Raw genomic sequence first — 18339 nt, forward strand, 5'->3', positions numbered from 1 at the left:
ATCATGTCATATCGCTTTTTGTTCGTTCTTCTCGGCTGCGTGGTGCTCGCACTTTTCCCCTTTGGTGTCGAAGCGCTGGGGCAGACGGCTGCATCCAGCCTTGTCGCCCGGATCATGATCTATGCCATCGCTGCGGCCAGCCTTAATCTGATCCTCGGCTATGGCGGGATGGTTTCCTTCGGTCATGCCGCCTTCTTTGGCATCGGCTCCTATGTCGTGGGTATCCTTTATTTTCACCACGCCGAGGAGACTATGCTTTTCGGCTTTATTCCGGGTTCCGACCAGTTCCTGATCACCGTTCCGGCGGCAATGCTGGTGGCAGGTCTTGCAGCGCTGGTGATTGGCGCGCTGGCACTGCGCACTTCAGGCGTGCAGTTCATCATGATTACGCTCGCCTTTGCCCAGATGCTGTTCTTCCTCTTCGTTTCGCTCAAAACCTATGGCGGCGAAGACGGTATCATCGTGCGCCGGGCAAATGATCTTTTCGGCCTCAGCCTGCGTGACAAGACGACGATGTATTATGTCATACTCGTCTCGATGATCCTGTATTTCGCTTTCCTCTGGCGGGTCGTGCATTCGTCCTACGGCGCAGTGCTTTCCGGCATTCGCCAGAGCGAGCGGCGCATGACGGCCATGGGAATCGAAACCTATCGCTACAAGCTCTATGGCTTCGTCCTCGCCGGAATGGGCGCTGGTCTGGCGGGCGCGCTTCTCACTATTTTCATGCGGTTTGCGAGCCCGGATACGCTGCACTGGACCAAGTCGGGAGAGTTGATGGTGATGGTCATTCTGGGTGGTGTCGGCACGTTCTTCGGGCCGATCTGGGGCGCGGCTGCATTCCTGATCCTCCAGACCTATCTCGCCTCCTGGACCGAGCATTGGCAGCTCGCCATGGGCATCATTCTGCTTGTCGTGGTTTTGGGAACCAAAGGCGGCATCGTCGGCGGCTGGCGTGCGCTTTGCCGTCCGTTTTGCAAAGACCGCAAGGTGGAGGTGCCCGCATGACTGCGATATTGCAGGTCCGCGATCTGGTGAAGCGCTTTGCCGGTCTGGTTGCGACGGATCATGTGACGCTCGACGTTACGGAAGGGCATATCCATGCCCTGATAGGTCCGAACGGAGCGGGCAAGTCCACGCTCATCAACCAGCTTTGCGGTGAATTGACGCCCACATCGGGAACGATCAGCCTGATGGGCGAAGATATCACCAAACTGCCAGCGGCCACGCGTGTCGGGCGTGGATTGGGACGCACATTCCAGATATCGACGCTCCTGAACGATATGAGTGTACGCCAGAATATCGCCATGGCGGTGCAGGCGCGCGAGGGGCACAATTTCCGGATTCTCGACAGTCTGAAAGGCCGCAGCGCCATCTGGCGTGAGGTTGATGCAATCCTTGCCGGAAGCCGTCTGGCCAATCACCCGGAGAAGCTTGCAGGCGATCTATCGAGTGGTGGGCGCAAGCAGCTGGAACTGCTGATGGCGCTGGCCGGAAAGCCGAAGCTTCTGCTCCTCGATGAACCGATGGCTGGTCTCGGCCATGTCGAAAGCCAGGAAATGATCGAGCTTTTGCAGGGGCTGCGCGGCAAGGTTTCGATGCTGCTCGTCGAGCACGATATGGAGGCGGTGTTTGCGCTCGCTGACCGCATATCGGTGCTGGTCTATGGTCGCCTCATCCTCACAGGTACGGTGGAAGACATTCGGGCAAGTGAAGCTGTGCGGGAAGCCTATCTCGGCGGGGAGGAGGAACTGTGCTGAAAATCGAAGGGCTTCAGGCCGCCTATGGCCATTCACAGGTATTGTTTGATGTCTCGCTGGAAGTGAACGAGGGGGAACTGGTCACGCTCATGGGCCGCAATGGCATGGGCAAGACCACCACCATACGCACCTTGATGGGTCTGCTTGCCCCCAAAGGTGGGCAAGTCCAGATCGCAGGTCGCGACACGACCAGCTACAGCCCGGAAAAAGTGGCGCGTCTCGGTGTCGGCCTTGTGCCGGAGGGACGGCAGATTTTCCCGACATTGACGGTGAGGGAAAATCTGATCGCAACCGCATCAAACCGCTGCAAGCGGCAGTCGCCGTGGGATCTTGGAAAGATATATGCACTTTTCCCGCGTATGCAGGAGAGGGCGGACCAGACGGCGGGCACGCTTTCAGGCGGCGAACAACAAATGCTGGCCATCGGGCGTGCCTTGATGACAAACCCGCATCTTCTGATCCTTGATGAAGCGACGGAAGGTCTTGCCCCCGTCATCCGTACCGAAATCTGGCACTGCATCATGCAATTGCGCGAAATGGGCCAGTCGATCCTCCTGATCGACAAGAATATCGCGGTTTTGAAGAAGCTGGCGGATCGGCACTATATTGTCGAAAAAGGCCGAACGGTCTGGCGCGGAACGAGTGCCGATCTGGAACGTGACCGTGACCAGGTGCATGCCTATGTCGGCATCTGAGACAATCATCCTCGTCGGATGGGGTGCTATCGGCAAGCGGGTCGCAGAACTTCTTGCTGAGCGAAAAAGTACCGTAAGGATCGGCGCTGTGGCGGTACGCGACAGGTCGGCATCCCGTGACGGACTGCCTGCTGGTGCTATGCTCATCGAAGATCCTGCCGAGCTTGCAGCCACCGGCGCGAGCCTTGTGGTGGAGGCGGCAGGTCGTCCCAGCGTCTTGCCTTGGGGCGAGGCGGCCCTTTCCGCCGGAATGGATTTCGCGGTTTCATCGACATCGGCTTTCGTAGAAGACGCGATCTTTCAAAGGCTGAAGGATGCTGCTGCGGCCAGCGGTGCGAGACTGATTATTCCACCCGGCGCGCTGGGTGGCATCGACGCGCTGTCGGCAGCAAGCCGACTTTCGATTGCAAGCGTCGAGCATCGCATCATCAAGCCCGCAAAAGCCTGGGCAGGTACACCGGCGGCCCAACTGATACCGCTTGATGAAATCAGTGAAGCCACGGTCTTCTTCACGGATACCGCTCGCAAGGCCGCGGATGTTTTTCCGCAAAATGCCAATGTCGCGGTGATTACTTCGCTTGCCGGGATTGGTCTGGATCACACGCGTGTCACACTGGTTGCAGACCCGGCGGCGCGCCTCAACATGCATGAAATCATTGCCGAAGGCGATTTCGGCAGGATGCATTTGCGTTTTGAAAACGGTCCATTGGCGACCAACCCGAAATCGTCTGAAATGACCGCGCTCAATCTCGTCCGCCTGATCGAGAACCGGATCGCCACTACGGCAATTTAGAGCATGTCTCCCGAAAGTGGGAACCGGTTTCGGGATAAAGACATGCGTAAAAACAAATGGATAGAGCGGTTCCAACGACTCTGTTTTAACCGGAACCGCTCTAGAACATACTTCCCCAAAACGGGAACCGGCCTTGGAATGAAGACATGTGCAAGAACAAACATTACATGCAGCATCTGGCTGAAGAAGCGGGTTTCGACCCTGCACGACTTGATCGCGATTACAATGCCAAGGCTACGGTTTCACCGGAAGCCTTTGCCGCCGAAATGGTGCGCTATCGCGAGGCAAGTGTTACGCCGCGGGCCGATTGGGGCCGACATTTCGATGTGGTCTATGACGCAGAAAGTGGACAACGGATCGATATTTTCGGCCCAACTTCCCGAAGCGGGCTAAGTCCGGTTTTCGTGTTCATTCACGGCGGTTACTGGCGGGCTCTGTCAAAGGAGGATTCCGCCATGATGGCTGCAATGCTTGCGGCCGAAGGTATTGCGACCGTCGCGGTCGATTATCGTCTGGCGCCGGAAGCATCGCTCGCGGAAATCACGCGGGAGGTGCGTGCTGCTCTCGCCTTCGTCTGGCATCACGGGCAGGAATATGGCCTTGACCCGGACCGGATATCGGTTGGAGGGAGTTCGGCGGGCGGTCATCTCGCCGGTGCGCTTCTTGCGGAAGGCTGGCATGGCGATTTCGGTTTGCCGTCGGATATTGTGAAGTTTGCCATGCCGGTCAGCGGGCTTTTCGAGCTTGCGCCACTGGCGGCAACTTTCCCGCAGGAGTGGCTGAATCTCAGTCCGGCCGATGTTGATCAGCTTAGCCCGATCCGGCACATTCCGGTGCGCGGTTGTCCGATTACGGTGGCATGGTCAGAAGATGAAGCGGACGGCTTCAAACGCCAGTCGCGCGCTTATGCTGATTGCTGGGCCGCAGTAGGCGGGGAAGCGAAGGCAATCGAGGTCGCAAACCGGAACCATTACAATATTCTGATGGACTGGTGCTCACCTGAAACCGAGATGTCGCAAGCACTGCTCGCCGGCATTCGAAATATCGGCTGACTGACTTCCAAACGGAAATCGTTTGGCCGCACGACATTGCGCGGCTGGTGGCTTCGCTCGGGCAAAACTTGTCAATGCACCTATTAACTTATGCGATAATCCTCATAGATATATGGTTTTAAGATGAATTGTCGCATGAATTAAAACATCCCATTCTGACTGTAACGATGATCTGGGCGTGGGCCCGAAATTTTAGATTGCAGAGGCTTTCTGATGCAAAAATCCGACGTGCAGCTTTTCATAGGCGGTGAATGGCGCAAGACCGCCGATACGCTTCCCATTATCAATCCTGCGGATGAGACCGAAATCGGGCAGGTTGCGGTCGCGGAACGGGAGGATCTGGAGGCAGCCCTTCAGGCGGCGTGGAATGGGTATCAGATCTGGCGCAATACGGCGCCTGCCGCCCGTGCTGCGATCATCATGAAGGCGTCGGCGCTCATGCGCGAACGGCAGGAAGAGATCGCGCGCGCGATCACGCTGGAAAACGGGAAACCAATCACCGAAGCCCGACTTGAGGTTATTCGCGGCTGCGAATTCTTCGAATGGGATGCTGGCGAATGCATTCGTTTCTATGGCCGTGTGATTCCGAGCGCACCCGGTATCCGTTATATCGTTATGCATGAGCCGATCGGTCCGGTCGCAGCATTCGCACCCTGGAATTTTCCAATGAGCCAGCCAGCGCGCAAGATTGCAGGGGCTCTTGCTGCCGGTTGCTCCATCATCCTGAAAGCCTCCGAGGAAACGCCGACCGCCGTTACTTATATCGCGCGTGCGTTCGAAGATGCGGGACTGCCAGCCGGTGTACTGAATCTGGTTTTTGGCGTACCCGCAGATATTTCGCAGTTTCTCATTCCGCGACCTGAAATCCGGGCAATCGCGTTCACCGGATCGACTGCCGTTGGCAAACATCTGACCGAGATCGCTGCGCGCCACATGAAACCGGCGCTGATGGAACTTGGCGGCCACGCTCCCGTCATCGTTTGCGAGGATGCCGATCCGGTCGTCGCGGGTATCGCTTCTGCACGCCGTAAATACCGAAACTCCGGTCAGGTCTGCACCTCGCCGACGCGCTTTTTTGTTCATGAAAGCCATTATGAACGTTTCACTACGGCTTTCATCGAAACGGCCCAGTCGATCCGCGTCGGTAACGGCATGGATGAGGGTGTCCAGATGGGCCCCGTTGCCAATGATCGCCGCGTCATGGCGCTGGAAGAACTGGTGAACGATGCAGAGGCGAAAGGTGCGAAACTGCTTTTCGGTGGCCGTCGCCTGAAGAATAATGGCTATTTCTTCCCACCAACAGCCTTGGCTGAACTGCCGGACGATGCTCGCGCGATGTCGGAGGAGCCATTCGGTCCGCTGGCGCTGATCAATCCGGTTGCGTCTCTCGATGCGGCCATTGAAAAGGCGAATTCGCTTCCGTTCGGTCTGGCGGCATATGGTTTCGCAAACTCAGCGGAAAATGTGGATCGTCTGATGACGGGGCTGGAAGCTGGAAACGTCTCGATCAATACGCTCGAAGCTTCCGTTGCCGAAACCCCGTTCGGCGGCGTCAAGGACAGCGGACTTGGCCGCGAAGGCGGAGCCGAAGGACTGCATCATTATACGGTTGTGAAAAACGTCTCGCATCGTCTGGTGAACAGCCTGTAGGCGACTTCAGTTTAACGCTTCTTGGACCTGTCGCCGTCGATCACGGGCGGCGGGTTGATCCGTATCAGCGGGATGTTAGAGCCAGCGTGCGGATGGCTTCCAGATGAGCATGCATGGCGTGGTGAGCTCGGTCGCTTTGCCGTGCTTCGATTGCATCGACGATTGCCAGATGCATCGCGCTTTGCTCGGTCGCATATTCGCGTTTACGGGCCTCCCGAAAGATCGCATCATGTCTCCGCTGCCAGGTTGAGCGTCCACGAACCGAGGCGAGAGAGCTGAAGATTGCGGCGAGCAGGGCATTTCCGCTCGAGCGCGCAACTGCCTTGTGAAAGGCATCGTCCAAACGTTCATATTCCCGCCAATCGCGGGCTGTACCAGTCGCCAGAGCAAGCTTGCGCAAGGTGGCGAGGTCATCTTGCGTGGCATATTGGGCCGCAGCCGCGGCAAGCGCTGGCTCATAGACGAGTCTTGCATCCATGAGGTCCTGAGCGGATGCGGATTCGATGATCCGGTCTATGGGCCGTTCGATGTTCGACTCGGGAGGGCCTATGAAGGTGCCCTTGCCCTGATGACGCCACACCGTGCCTTCGATCTCAAGCTGACGTAGCACCTTTCGCGTCGTTTCGCGGCTGCAGCCGAGTGTCGCCGACAAAACCCGCTCGGGCGGGATCTTATCCTGCGGCCCGAAGTTCTTCTCCACGAGCAGCCTCCGCATGCGTTGCATCGCTTCGGCGGTCGGAATGCGATCTGTCATCCGGCAGCTATCCATACCAATTTGTAGACCAATTGCGCAAAGACCTATCCCCCAAACAAGGGTCGGTCAAGCTGACGAATGGCCGACGAACCAATGGTGGACGAATAGATGCGCCTTGATCCTTTTTTGATTCTGATGATTGCCGCGGTTGTTCTGGCAACTCTCTTTCCGGCGGCCGGCAACGCAGCAGACATTGTCAGTATGCTGGGAACTATCGGCGTTGCCCTGCTGTTTTTCGGCCACGGAGCGGCCCTGTCTCACAAGGCGATCGTTTCAGGTTTGAAGCAATGGCAATTGCATGGGTTTATTTTCGCGACGACATTTATCGTTTTCCCGTTGATCGTGCAGCCTTTGCGGCTCGTTCCCGAAAGCATCCTGCCACCGGATCTTGTCCTTGGTTTCATCTATCTGGGCGTTCTGCCTTCCGCAATTTCCAGTTCGATTGCCTACACCGCTTTGGCAAGGGGCAATGTGCCGGCTGCCGTCTGCAATTCGGCTGGGTCGAATGTCTTCGGATTGTTGCTGACGCCGCTTCTGATGACGATTTTCATGCGTTCATCCGGGTCTATCGATTTGGGGCAGGCTTTGCGCGATGTGGTGATTGAATTGCTGTTGCCGTTCGGTCTGGGACAAGCCTGCCATCGCTGGCTCGGGCCGTTCCTTTCGACGCGCAAGCACTGGCTGGAGAATTACGATCAGTCGGTGATTGTGCTGATCATATATTCGGCTTTCTCCCAATCGGTCACCGCCGGACTCTGGCAGGTTTTGCCACCATCGGGGCTCATCATGGCAATCGTGCTTTGCGTCGTTCTTCTGGCGGGCGTGATTGGCTTTACGATGGTTGGCTCGCGCTGGTTGGGCTTTACCCGTGAAGATGAGATTGCGGCTGTGTTCTGCGGGTCCAAGAAGAGCCTGGCATCCGGGCTTCCACTCGCTCAGGTCCTGTTCGCTGGCCTGTCCGGCTTCGGCATGATCGTGTTGCCGATCATGCTCTATAACCAGATCCAGATTCTGGTGGGCGCTGTTCTGGCGCGCCGCTATGCGATGCGGCTTTCCACAACCGACACCGCCACGCAGACGGGTTGAGCATGGCAAAAGACGAGATGGTACGAGATGGGCCAGCAGAATGGCTGCGCCCATTAGACAGGCAGCCGCTTGTGATACAAGTCGCGGAGACAGTGCGGCTTGCGATCCTTGAAGGGCGATGGCGCAGAGGCGAGCGCCTGCCAAACGAGGCTGATCTGGCCGATGATCTCAAGGTTTCTCGTGCAACCTTGAGAGAGGCAATCGGCATGTTGGTGTTCGCCGGAATTGTCGTGCGTCGGCATGGATCAGGCACATTTGTTAGAGACGAGAAGCGGGAAGAAAGAGAGAGGGCGGTTAAACCGGCTTCCTTTTAACCGGAACTGCTCTAGGAGCGGAGGACGTCGATGACACTGGCAAGCTGCATGTCCTGCTCACCCGCCTCCATGGTGCGCCGGAGGACTTCGGACACGCTAGCGGCAGCGCCGCGCGCAGCCTCGACCAGCGTGTTCCCTCGCGTCAGTTTGGCGGTCAGAAGGCCTGTGAAAAGGTCGCCGGTCCCGACCGGAACGATCGGCAGGCGCGGTGAGGTCAGCCGCGTGCAGGTTTCGTGGTCGAAGACAATATTTTCGAGCAAGCCGTCTGGCGTGTCCGCCAGATTGCAGCCTGTCACGACCAGCCTTGCGCCACGAAGCGCCTGCACCTGAGCGGCTGCCATTTCAAGTACAGGCCAGGACATCACTTTGGTACGCGCAATAAGACCCAGCTCGAACTGGTTGGGGGTCAACAGGTCGGCGAGCGGAACAAGTCTCTCGATGATACAGGCCACCACCTGATCGGCGACGAAAATGCCCAGATTCATATCGCCCATCACCGGGTCGCAAATGTATTTGATGTCCGGATTGATCTTGCGCGCGCGTTCGACGAACGCGGCGACAACATCCCCGTTGGCCCGAGAGCCGAGATAGCCAGAAACGATATAGCGGCTTGTTTCAATCAGCCCCCGTTCTTCAACGCCGCGCAGCAGATCGCCAACCAGTTCGGATTCGAGAACGCGCCCGCGCATGGTTTCGAAATGCGGATTGTTCGACAGCAAAGTCGTGGGGACTGCGGCGACATTCAACCCATGGGCTCGCATCGGCAGAACGGCAGCACTGTTGCCGACATGCCCGTGCACGACCTGGCTCTGGATTGAAATGATGGAGGTGGTCATTCCCTTGATTTCTGTAGTCATTTCGCAGCTCCTTCGCTCATGCTCAGTTTGGCCCGTTCACGGCGCGGCAGGCGACCGTTGAGAACGATATAGGCAACAAGTCCGATTATCAGCCCCCAGAAAGCGCCGCCGATACCGAAGAGCTTGATGTTTGCAGCCGAGGCCAGAAAAGTGATCAACGCGGCCTCACGATGTGCGGGGTCTGACATGGCACCAGCTAGACTGCTTCCTATCGTGCCCAGCAGGGCCAGACCTGCGAGTGTTGTAATGAAGCTTGCCGGAAATGCCATGAAGACAGCGGCGAGTGTCACACCGAATATGCCGACGAGAACGTAGAACACGCCCGCTGCAATACCGGCGATCCAGCGCTTTGATGGGTTCTCGTGTGCTTCGGGTCCGGTCGCGATCGCCGCCGTGATTGCCGCAATGTTGAAGGCATGCGATCCGAAGGGCGCCATGATGAGCGAACCGAGACCTGTTGCGGTGACGATTGGATTGGCGCTGGTCTTGAAGCCGTCATTGCGTAGAACCAGCATCCCCGGCATGTACTGCCCTGTCAATGTGATGAGGAACAATGGCAGCGCGACGGATAGCAGGGCATTGAGAGAGAATTCGGGCATGGTGAAAACCGGAGCTGCAAATTCCAGCCGCAATCCAGACAGGTCGACCCGGTTTTGCAGAAGCAGAAAGGCCACTCCGAGCACGAGAATGCCGACCACAGCATAGCGAGCGGATAGCCGTTTCAAAACGACGTAGGCAACAATCAGCAGTCCGACCAGCAACGGATCAATAGTGGCACCGCCGAAGGCTCCGATTCCGAATTGCAGAAGGATGCCAGCAAGCAGACCTGCAGCAATACCCGGTGGTATCAGCCGGATGACTTTCTCGAAATAGCCCGACACACCGAGGATAATGAAGGCGAAAGCCGAAATCATGTAGGCACCGATCGCCTCTGCATAGGATGTGGTGGCAAGCGCTGTGACAAGAAAGGCAGCGGCTGGGGTCGACCAGGCGGTAATGATCGGCTCGCGATAGTGCCAGCTAAGGTAAAGACCGGTCAAGCCGACGCCGATAGAGACCGACCAGACCCAGGAGGCCGTCAGTTCCGGGCTCAATCCTGCGACCTTTGCAGCCTGAAAAACAAGAATAAATGTGCCGCCATAGTTGACGATGACGGAGATCAGCCCGGCCACAATGGGATGGGTAAGATCGCTCAAGCGGATTTTTGATGTTGATGCACGGGATGAAACCATCCTGGGAAACCTCCTGGGAATCGAGGCGCATGGCCGACAAGATGTCTTGACAATTAGTCGTTTAATGGCCTGATGATCCCATCCATTTTTCCATTTAGGACCAGACCATTTGTTCAAGAACTCCCAACTTGAATCTGTGAAGGCGTGGATTGCCCATCCTGCCCATGCGGCCATGCCGCTCCACGCCCGCATTCAACGATCGATCAGGCAATTGATCGTTGATGGGGCGCTTGGACCGGGAAAGGCGCTTCCGGCTTCGCGTGGTCTCGCCAAATCGCTGGGCGTGTCCCGAGACACGATCGAAGCGGCTTATGCGCAGTTGCATGCCGAGGGTTTCATCGACCGCCGGGTGGGCAGCGGAAGTTTTGTGGCGCAGATAACGGAATTTACGCCCGGACACAGCGTTTCCCAGCGCGATGCTATTTTGCGCAATCAGGCGCCCAACCTGAGCAAGCGCGGAGCGGTCATGTTTCACAGCGGTGGCGTGCGCGAGCTGCTGGCACCACGGCCTTTCGCCCACGGCGTTCCAGAAACCCGGAACTTCCCGCTTCAGCTTTGGGAGCGTCTGGAGCGGCAGGTGTTGAAGGAAACCGGCACGCAGGTGCTTCTGCATGGCGCTCCGCAGGGGACAGGGCCCTTGCGGAGCGCTGTCGCCGAATACATGAACCTGGAACGCGGCGGACGCGCGACACCCGACAGGTTGCTGATCCTCACCAGCTCGCAACAGGCACTGACTTTATGTGCAAACATGCTGTTCGATCCCGGTGACCGGATCTTCATCGAGGATCCTGCCTATTACGGCGCACGCAAGGCGTTCGATGCCGCCGGACTTGAAGCCATCCCGGTCGGAGTGGATGACCAGGGCATTGTGATCGAGCGGATGGTAAGCGAAACGAGCAAAGCCAAAGCCGTGTTTCTCACGCCTTCGCACCAGTTTCCAACCGGTGCGACCCTGTCGCTGGATCGTCGCTTGGCACTGATCGAATGGGCTGCCCGCCAGCAGACATGGATTATCGAGGATGATTATGACAGCGAGTTTCACTACGCTGGCAAGCCGATGGCCTGCGTGCAAGGCCTCGACCGGCATGACCGGACAATCTATATCGGCACTTTCACCAAATCACTTTTTCCGGGTCTGCGTATCGGCTACATGGTATTGCCGCCACAACTGGTCAAACCGATGACGGTTGCGCGCACTCTGCTCGACGGGCATTCCGCACCAATAGCGCAGTTGACGCTTGCCCGGTTCATGGAGGGCGGACATTTTGGCGCACACGTCCGGGCCATGCGGGGCATCTATGCCGAACGGCGTGATGTACTGGCGGGACTGATCGAAAAACATCTGGCTGACTTTGTTGAGCCACAAGTATCTGCCGGAGGCCTGCAAATGTCTTGCCTGCTCACCGGCGATCTATGGGAGCGTAATGCTGTTGCTGCTGCCCAACGTGTCGGCATCGACCTCCTCGGCCTGTCCGGGCTTTACGCCGCCGGGAATGGAAAAGCCGGTTTCCTGATGGGATTTGCGGCCTACACGCCGAAAGAAATCGAGATCGCGGTCAAAAAACTGGCAGGGGCTTTTCGGGCGGCCGTGAAACCATAGTTTTTCCAGCAGACACCGCATTTGCCAGCCTCGTGAAACTCCAATAACCTCACAAGACTGAATAATATTATGATTATCAGTTGGTGCGATATTCTGTCTGAACAGCGACTGATACCGGGATGCAATTTATGAACCTCCACAATAGAAGCATCCGGTCTGCCGCACTTCCGATCCTCATGTGGTTGCTGTTCAATATTCTGGCGATAGGTAGCCTTGTCCTCTATCAGCGTGCCGCGTTGTTGTCCGAACTTCAGGCCGCCAGCTTTACGTTGCACCGCGAGGCTTCACAACGTGCTGACCAGCACGATGCCCATTTGACGGCGCTTTCGACGATTGCTCAATCCAAGGCGCGAACGGCCGATCTCTCGCAGGACGATGTTTTCGTCGAAGTGGCGGCAACGATCATTCGTTTCTATCCGCGCATAGATGAAATTCAATTGGTGCCGATGGAGCCAACCGCCCCAGTGACCGGCACCAGAAAGCTGGAACCGGAACTGGTCGACGCCATACGGGCGGCGGCTCGCTCGTCCCGCGGCGTTCCCGAACTGTTGGCACCGGCAGAACGGCCCGGACATTATCTGATCGTAAAACGCAGCCCGAATACGGATAATCCGCATGACGGCCTGGCTCTGGCGATCAATGCTGGCAGCCTGATTACCTCTGACGACGCATTCTGGAGCCGTAAGGGCGTTGCCCGACGCCTCGTCATGCCCGACGGAACCGTTCTGTTCAGTAGCCCGGCCTCGTTCGGCGAAGCGCGCTTCTCCAAGAAACTGGGCAGTGCTACACAGCCGCTTCTTTTCCAGACCGCTCTCGCAATGGGATGGACCGATCTGTTGCCACTCGACCAGTTGATTGCGATTCTCACCCTCACGAATTTACTGTTCTTCGGCGGATTGGTCATCGTTCGCCAGACACAGCGCACACGCCATGCGGAACGTCAGGCGGAACTGAGCGGCCTTGAGGCCCGGCTCGCCCATGCCTCTCGCGTCAACACGATGGGTGAGATGGCAAGTGGCATGGCGCATGAACTGACACAGCCCCTAACGGCAATTCTCGCTGGCGCGCAGGCGGGGCGCCGCTTGTTGATTCGCAACAATACGGAGGCTCTCGCTGGAGCGCTGGATGATATGGTGGACCAGGCGCGCCGTGCATCGGCCATTCTGGATCGGCTGCGCAACTGGTCTCGCCCGCAGCGGCGACAGACGGCACCTGCCGATCTGCGCCTGTCGCTTCAAAATGTGCAGACCTTGCTGGCTTCGGAAGCGACCCGGCAGAATGTCAAAGTTGAGCTTGTGATGCCGGAAACACCTTTGATGGCTGCGGTTGATCCGGTAGAAATGGAGCAAGTGATGTTCAACCTTCTGCGCAACGCGATTGAATCCTTTCATGACGATGATCAGGACCGGCGGGTAAATGCATCCCTGAAAGCTGACGGGCCGATAGCCATTCTGGAAATTGCGGACAATGGTCCCGGCGTTGCGCCTGAACTCTTGCCGCGCCTCTTTACCCCCTTTACCACAAGCCGCCCGGAAGGGACCGGCCTCGGTCTGGCGCTCAGCCAGCGGCTGGTCGAGCGTTTTGGCGGCGAGATTTCCTATATTCCACAGGAGCGCGGCGCGCTGTTTCGCGTTGTGCTTCCAATTGCTGAAGACGCAGGAAGTTAAGAGGAATGGTTCAGCCAGTCTATCTCGTCGATGACGATGAAGCAGTACGAAAGTCGCTTGGCCTTCTTTTGTCGACTATAGACATCGAGGTCAGGAGTTTTGCCGATCCTTCGGCATTTCTGGCCCACCTGCCGCGGCTGAAGCCGGGATGTATGATTTTCGACATTCGCATGCCGGTCATGACGGGGCTGAAACTCCAGGAGCTGTTAGCCGGGCAGGAGATTGACTGGCCGGTGATCATCATCTCCGGCCATGGCGATATCGAAGCCTGCCGTCGCGCCTTTCGAAATGGTGCGGTGGATTATCTTTCCAAGCCCGTTGATGAGCAGGATCTGATCGATGCAATCCAGAAAGCGCAGCAATTGCTTGAACACAGGCTGGGGAGCAAGGCGCTGAGAGCCGAAACGCTGGCACTGCTCGATACGCTGACAACACGTGAACGCGAGGTTCTTGACCGTATCGCGCAAGGATTTACTACCCGGCAAATTGCCGATGGTCTTGAATTGTCGCCCCGCACGATAGACAGCCACCGTGCGGCCATCGGCGCGAAACTGGGTACAACCTCACAAGCGGAAATGACCCGTTTGTGGCTGGAGGGGCAGCCAAATCCGTAGAACTACCGATAAGATCGTAAATGCTACGGATTTCGCTGGACGCTGGCGGCGACTAAATGTTTCTCATCACAACCGAGGAACGACCATGATCCGTAAACTTGCAATAATCGCCCTGTCGATGGCTCCGGCTACCGCTTTCGCTCAAACGCTTCCCACCACGCCCTATCTGCCGCTTGATCTCGCAACCAAGGCTGCACAGGCTGCGCTGGATGCCTGTGTCGCCAAGGGCAACAATGTGAGCGTCGCAGTCGTGGCCCGCGATGGATCGACCAAGGTTTTGCTCAAGGCCGACCTTTCCGGCCCGCATACCGGTAATAGCGCTGAAGGAAAAGCATTCACGTCAGCAGCTCTGGGTCGCGATTCCGGTGAACTTGCAGAGTTTATCGCGTCGAAGCCGGCCAATAATGGCATGCGGGACATGGATTCTCGCTTCGTCATTCAGGCGGGCGGACTGCCGATCAAGATCGGCGACGCGCTGGTCGGAGGCATTGGCGTCGGCGGTGCACCATCCGGCGCAACCGATGCGGAATGCGCCCTTGCCGGTCTTCAGGCTATCGAAGCAAAGTAAGAACGAATAAGCGGGGCTGGACTTTTGTTCAGCCCCATCTCTTTGCGCGTCCTTCTAATACCAAAACTCGATGAGTTTGGCTCATCGAGTTTTGGTTAAGCCTGTGCGGCGATTGAGCATTTTCAGGGCGTGATGCGTTAGCATCTCAGCGCCCTGGTATGAAGGATGCTGTTGCCTTCAATCTGTGTTGCTCTCCTGCGCTTCAAAAACCGATTGGATTTGTCGGTCTGATTCATCGGAGGCCGTGTTTATCTGGTGTTCGGTTATCAGTTCACCAATTATCGCCAGAAAACGCTTAAGTGTTGGTGAGGTGTCTCCTGCGCGATAGGTCGCGTATAATGGGATCTCTGGCGGTGACGGATGAATCGGCTTGAAAACCACTTCCGGCTGCGCCAGTTGCCGCATGCTGGCGGGCAACAGGGCGACGCCGATGTTGGCGCCGACGAGGCTTAGAAGAGATTGTACCTCGACGACCTGCTGGCGAATTCTCGGCGTGAATCCGGCTTTAACACAACACTGATAGAGGAAATCTGCAAATCTCGACTGATGCAGGCCGAACATGACGAACGGTTGATCTTTCAGTTGCATCAGGGAGACGGTGTTTTGACTGGCGAGAGGATGCGATCTCGGCATAGCTACCATAAGCGCTTCCTGCATAATGATTTCCCGTTGCAGGCCTTCCTGATGCGGCGGCATGCGAAAAAGACAAATATCAATGCGACGTTCGAGCAATCCCTGTATCTGGAGCGCTGGCGTCAATTCGTGAAGCTGCCAGTCGACATCGGGATAACGACTGGTGAAGATATCAAGCGCCCTGGGAATGATGCCGACCAGTGATGAACTGATCACTCCTATGTCCAGTCGACCGGTGGAACCTGCGGCAGTCATACGGGTCGTGACCACAGCTTTTTCCAACTGCTGGAAGATCAGCGGAGCCTGCTCCTTCAGAGCCAGGCCGGCCGCAGTCAGTTCAACATTGTGATGACTACGTTTGAACAGCACAACGTCGAGACGGTCTTCCAGTTGTCTGATTTGCTGACTGAGAGGAGGCTGCGACATATTTAAACGTACGGCGGCGCGACCGAAATGGAGTTCCTCCGCGACGACGAGGAAGTAACGCAGCGTTCGCAGATCGAACGGTTTCAGATGATTGTAAGCCATATCGAAAACCTCTCGCCAACCGGAACAAACAATACTGTACGTCTCAAAGGGGGAGGGGCGATAGTCCTTGAAAATACGAAACTCTGTTGCTGGATGCGTCTTGATTTCACTGCCGTCTTGCGTTTATGAGACCCACGTCAAGCGTGGGGATGAAGATCTGGGAGATCTTCAAGGGATGCTGACCGGTAAATCCTTGCCCGTTCAACAAGGCCCTGTGGCTTCCCATTTTCGAGGTTTTCGTGTTCGATATCATCCTTATCTTCGCTGTTCTCAGCGCAACCATGCTGTTCGACTGGAGCAAGCAGCTTGCCAAGTGACTGCCAGCGACGGTTTTGTACCACGCGAGTTACAGCCGACCTTTGGGTCGGCTTTTTTATTGCCTGATTTTGCTTTTCCGGGCAGGGCGGACAGATGTCGAAACTGCGCCCCAATCATATCGAAATCGTCTCACCATGTACTGAAAGCGATATTGTACGTCTCACCATCTATGCGACGATAGTGGGTAGTGACGAAAATCACTGCTGTCGAAAAATAAGCCTGCCGTCGCTTGGCGAACGGTTGTCGCACCAAAGGGGGACGCAGTTGGTTTTCTCGTGGATCGGTCCTTCATGACCGGGAAAAGGAGACCAATCAATGATCATCGATACCAGTTGCTATCCGACCAATCTGGTCGATCTGGCCTGGCAGCATGATGGCGATCCGTTCAGCGGCGAGCGCCTGATTCAAATGATGGACGGCCCCTATACGATCAATGGCAAACCGCGCCGCATCGACAAGGCGTTCATCCAGCCGCCACAAGGCAACACCATCTACACATGGACGGACGGGGAACTCGACGGGCGTCAGTCCATTGATGCCTATATGGCGTATACGCTTGAAATGGTTCAAAAATATCCGGACCGTTTCATTGGCTGCTTCGTCTATAATCCGCGTTGCGGCGTGCGCAACGGGGTCGAGGCCATCGAGCGTTACGTGAAGGAACACGGTTTCCGCATGGTTCAGTTGCAGGCCAACATGCACGCATACCGGCCCGATCGCGCCAAGGATTGGCTGTGCCCTGCACTCGACAAATGTCGGGAGCTTGGCGTGCTCGTCAAGCTGCATACGGGTGACGGCCCCTACAGCATTCCGACGGAATGGATTCCGCTGATCAAGGAATATCCAGACGTCAATTTCATCATGGCGCATTTCGGTGTGCAGACGGGAGGGGTCTACTGCTTCGAGCCTTTCCAATGGGCAATGGAATATCCGAACGTATTCTGTGAAAGCAGTTGGTGCCTGCAGTCGCGTATCGTTGAATTTGCCAAGGATTTGCCGACGCACAAGATTCTTTACGGCTCAGACACTCCGCCCAACGAACCGGGCATGTGGCTGAACCTTCTGGAAGTGCTTTGCCACGAACCGCCGCAAGGGATGAACCTCGACGAGGACACGCTCGAGGATTACCTCGGCAACAATCTCGCCCGCATGTTGGGCATGGAGCCAACCCCTCCGCCCGCCACCTATCAGGATGCAGTCGCCGAACTTGAACGTCATGGCATCGAAAACAAGCACTACCTGGCGACCCTTGCCTAGTTCAGCGGAGAATCCACATGATCATCGACACCCATCTGCATCCAACCAATCTCGTCGACGAGGCTTGGCGTCATACCGGTGAACCGTTCACCGGCGAGCGTATGCTGAAGCTCATGGACGGCCCCTATATGATCAACGGCAAGCCACGCCGGATCGATATGGGCTTCATTCAGCCGCCACCCGGCAATACGGGTTATCGCGATGGTAACCGCCGCGGGCGCGACGGCATTCGCGATTACATGTCTTACGTCGCCGAGCTTTGTCAGAAATATCCTGACCGCTTCATCGGCAACTTCAATTTCAATCCTCGCTGGGGTCCGGAGAACGGGGCTGCAGAACTGGAATTCCACGTCAAGGAATACGGCTTCAAAATGCTGAAGCTGCATTCCAACATGCATGGTTATCGCCCCGACCGGGCATTGGAATGGCTCCGGCCTGCCATGAAGAAATGTGCGGAGCTGGGCGTCGTCGTGCTTATCCACACGGGTGACGGGCCCTATTCGATCCCGACGCAATTCTATCCCATCATTCGCGAATTCCCGATGGTAAACTTCATCATCGGCCATTTCGGGATACAGACGGGCGGCAACTACTCGTTCGAAGCGTTCTGGATGGCGATGGACTCACCGAATGTCTATTGCGAGTCCGGCTGGTGCTTCCAGTCGCGCATCGTGGAGTTCGCAAAGCAACTGCCGCCAAACAAGATCGTGTTCGGAACGGATTCGCCGCCGAACAATCCGGGCATGTGGCTGCGCGAACTGGAGGTTCTGTGTTCGCCCGAGCCGCAGGGCATGAACCTCAGTGAAGATATTCTCGAAGACTATCTGGGTAACAATATTGCCCGTCTCGTCGGTATCGAACCCACCAAGCCTCCCAAGGATCTGGCGGAAGCGGAGAAACGTCTCAAGGCGACCTACGTCTGAGGGATTGTGCGGGGTGCGCCTGCATCCCGCACGTTTCAGGA

At 56.9% G+C, this 18339-nt stretch carries 18 protein-coding genes; 14 read left to right on the forward strand and 4 right to left on the reverse strand.

The genetic code is table 11. From position 1 onward, the window contains the following. Nucleotides 1–3 precede the first annotated feature (3 nt). The 6 genes from ACYSN1_RS19510 to ACYSN1_RS19535 all read left to right on the forward strand — a co-directional run bounded on the left by ACYSN1_RS19510 (nt 4) and on the right by ACYSN1_RS19535 (nt 5947). Nucleotides 4–1005, forward strand: coding sequence for a branched-chain amino acid ABC transporter permease (locus ACYSN1_RS19510; protein ID WP_461727186.1), 1002 nt, complete (start codon nt 4–6; stop codon nt 1003–1005). Continuing rightward, nucleotides 1002–1757 (forward strand): ABC transporter ATP-binding protein, encoded by a 756-nt coding sequence (locus ACYSN1_RS19515; protein WP_461727187.1) that lies wholly within the window; start codon nt 1002–1004, stop codon nt 1755–1757. Before ACYSN1_RS19510 ends, ACYSN1_RS19515 begins: the two co-directional genes overlap by 4 nt. Beyond that, nucleotides 1751–2452, forward strand: a complete 702-nt coding sequence (locus ACYSN1_RS19520; RefSeq protein WP_461727188.1) for an ABC transporter ATP-binding protein — start codon at nt 1751–1753, stop codon at nt 2450–2452. The genes ACYSN1_RS19515 and ACYSN1_RS19520 overlap by 7 nt, the downstream gene beginning before the upstream one ends. Then, nucleotides 2439–3245, forward strand: coding sequence for an aspartate dehydrogenase (locus tag ACYSN1_RS19525; protein ID WP_461727189.1), 807 nt, complete (start codon nt 2439–2441; stop codon nt 3243–3245). Before ACYSN1_RS19520 ends, ACYSN1_RS19525 begins: the two co-directional genes overlap by 14 nt. 146 nt (nt 3246–3391) lie before the next feature. Continuing rightward, entirely contained in the window at nt 3392–4297 is a 906-nt protein-coding gene (locus tag ACYSN1_RS19530) for an alpha/beta hydrolase (RefSeq protein WP_461727190.1), read from the forward strand. Between the two features lie 213 nt (nt 4298–4510). Next, entirely contained in the window at nt 4511–5947 is a 1437-nt protein-coding gene (locus tag ACYSN1_RS19535) for an NAD-dependent succinate-semialdehyde dehydrogenase (protein WP_461727191.1), read from the forward strand. A gap of 64 nt (nt 5948–6011) precedes the next feature. Here ACYSN1_RS19535 and ACYSN1_RS19540 read toward each other — a convergent pair whose 3' ends face one another. Next, nucleotides 6012–6701: a FadR/GntR family transcriptional regulator gene (locus ACYSN1_RS19540; RefSeq protein WP_461727192.1), complete on the reverse strand. Its 690-nt coding sequence runs from the start codon at nt 6699–6701 to the stop codon at nt 6012–6014. 108 nt (nt 6702–6809) lie between these two features. On the opposite strand from ACYSN1_RS19540, the gene ACYSN1_RS19545 reads away from it, so the two are divergent. After that, nucleotides 6810–7787, forward strand: coding sequence for a bile acid:sodium symporter family protein (locus ACYSN1_RS19545; RefSeq protein WP_461727193.1), 978 nt, complete (start codon nt 6810–6812; stop codon nt 7785–7787). 2 nt (nt 7788–7789) lie between these two features. After that, nucleotides 7790–8101 carry a GntR family transcriptional regulator gene (locus ACYSN1_RS19550; RefSeq protein WP_461727194.1) on the forward strand — a complete coding sequence of 104 codons (312 nt, stop codon included), beginning with the start codon at nt 7790–7792 and terminating at the stop codon, nt 8099–8101. A gap of 11 nt (nt 8102–8112) precedes the next feature. On the opposite strand, the gene pdxY is transcribed toward ACYSN1_RS19550, so the two are convergent. Then, nucleotides 8113–8958 (reverse strand): pyridoxal kinase, encoded by an 846-nt coding sequence (gene pdxY / locus ACYSN1_RS19555; RefSeq protein WP_461727195.1) that lies wholly within the window; start codon nt 8956–8958, stop codon nt 8113–8115. Further along, nucleotides 8955–10190: a benzoate/H(+) symporter BenE family transporter gene (locus ACYSN1_RS19560; protein WP_461727196.1), complete on the reverse strand. Its 1236-nt coding sequence runs from the start codon at nt 10188–10190 to the stop codon at nt 8955–8957. The genes pdxY and ACYSN1_RS19560 overlap by 4 nt, the downstream gene beginning before the upstream one ends. Nucleotides 10191–10299: 109 nt before the next feature. On the opposite strand from ACYSN1_RS19560, the gene pdxR reads away from it, so the two are divergent. The 4 genes from pdxR (at nt 10300) to ACYSN1_RS19580 (ending at nt 14639) form a co-directional block, all read left to right on the forward strand. Beyond that, nucleotides 10300–11790 (forward strand): MocR-like pyridoxine biosynthesis transcription factor PdxR, encoded by a 1491-nt coding sequence (pdxR, locus tag ACYSN1_RS19565; RefSeq protein WP_461727197.1) that lies wholly within the window; start codon nt 10300–10302, stop codon nt 11788–11790. Nucleotides 11791–11918: 128 nt separating this feature from the next. Continuing rightward, nucleotides 11919–13457: a sensor histidine kinase gene (locus ACYSN1_RS19570; protein ID WP_461727198.1), complete on the forward strand. Its 1539-nt coding sequence runs from the start codon at nt 11919–11921 to the stop codon at nt 13455–13457. Nucleotides 13458–13462: 5 nt separating this feature from the next. Continuing rightward, nucleotides 13463–14071, forward strand: coding sequence for a response regulator transcription factor (locus ACYSN1_RS19575; RefSeq protein WP_461727199.1), 609 nt, complete (start codon nt 13463–13465; stop codon nt 14069–14071). A gap of 85 nt (nt 14072–14156) precedes the next feature. Continuing rightward, a complete protein-coding gene (locus ACYSN1_RS19580; protein ID WP_461727200.1) occupies nt 14157–14639 on the forward strand; it encodes a GlcG/HbpS family heme-binding protein in 483 nt (160 codons plus the stop codon). A 177-nt stretch (nt 14640–14816) separates the two neighbouring features. Here ACYSN1_RS19580 and ACYSN1_RS19585 read toward each other — a convergent pair whose 3' ends face one another. Then, a complete protein-coding gene (locus ACYSN1_RS19585; protein ID WP_461727201.1) occupies nt 14817–15800 on the reverse strand; it encodes a LysR substrate-binding domain-containing protein in 984 nt (327 codons plus the stop codon). Between the two features lie 633 nt (nt 15801–16433). Between ACYSN1_RS19585 and ACYSN1_RS19590 the strand changes: the two genes are divergently transcribed. Next, complete coding sequence (locus ACYSN1_RS19590; RefSeq protein ID WP_461727202.1) at nt 16434–17375, forward strand: amidohydrolase family protein; 942 nt, start codon at nt 16434–16436, stop codon at nt 17373–17375. Nucleotides 17376–17392: 17 nt separating this feature from the next. Further along, nucleotides 17393–18298 carry an amidohydrolase family protein gene (locus ACYSN1_RS19595; RefSeq protein WP_105543700.1) on the forward strand — a complete coding sequence of 302 codons (906 nt, stop codon included), beginning with the start codon at nt 17393–17395 and terminating at the stop codon, nt 18296–18298. The last annotated feature ends 41 nt before the right edge of the window (nt 18299–18339 follow it).

It is taken from the genome of Brucella sp. LJL56 (genome assembly GCF_054871705.1).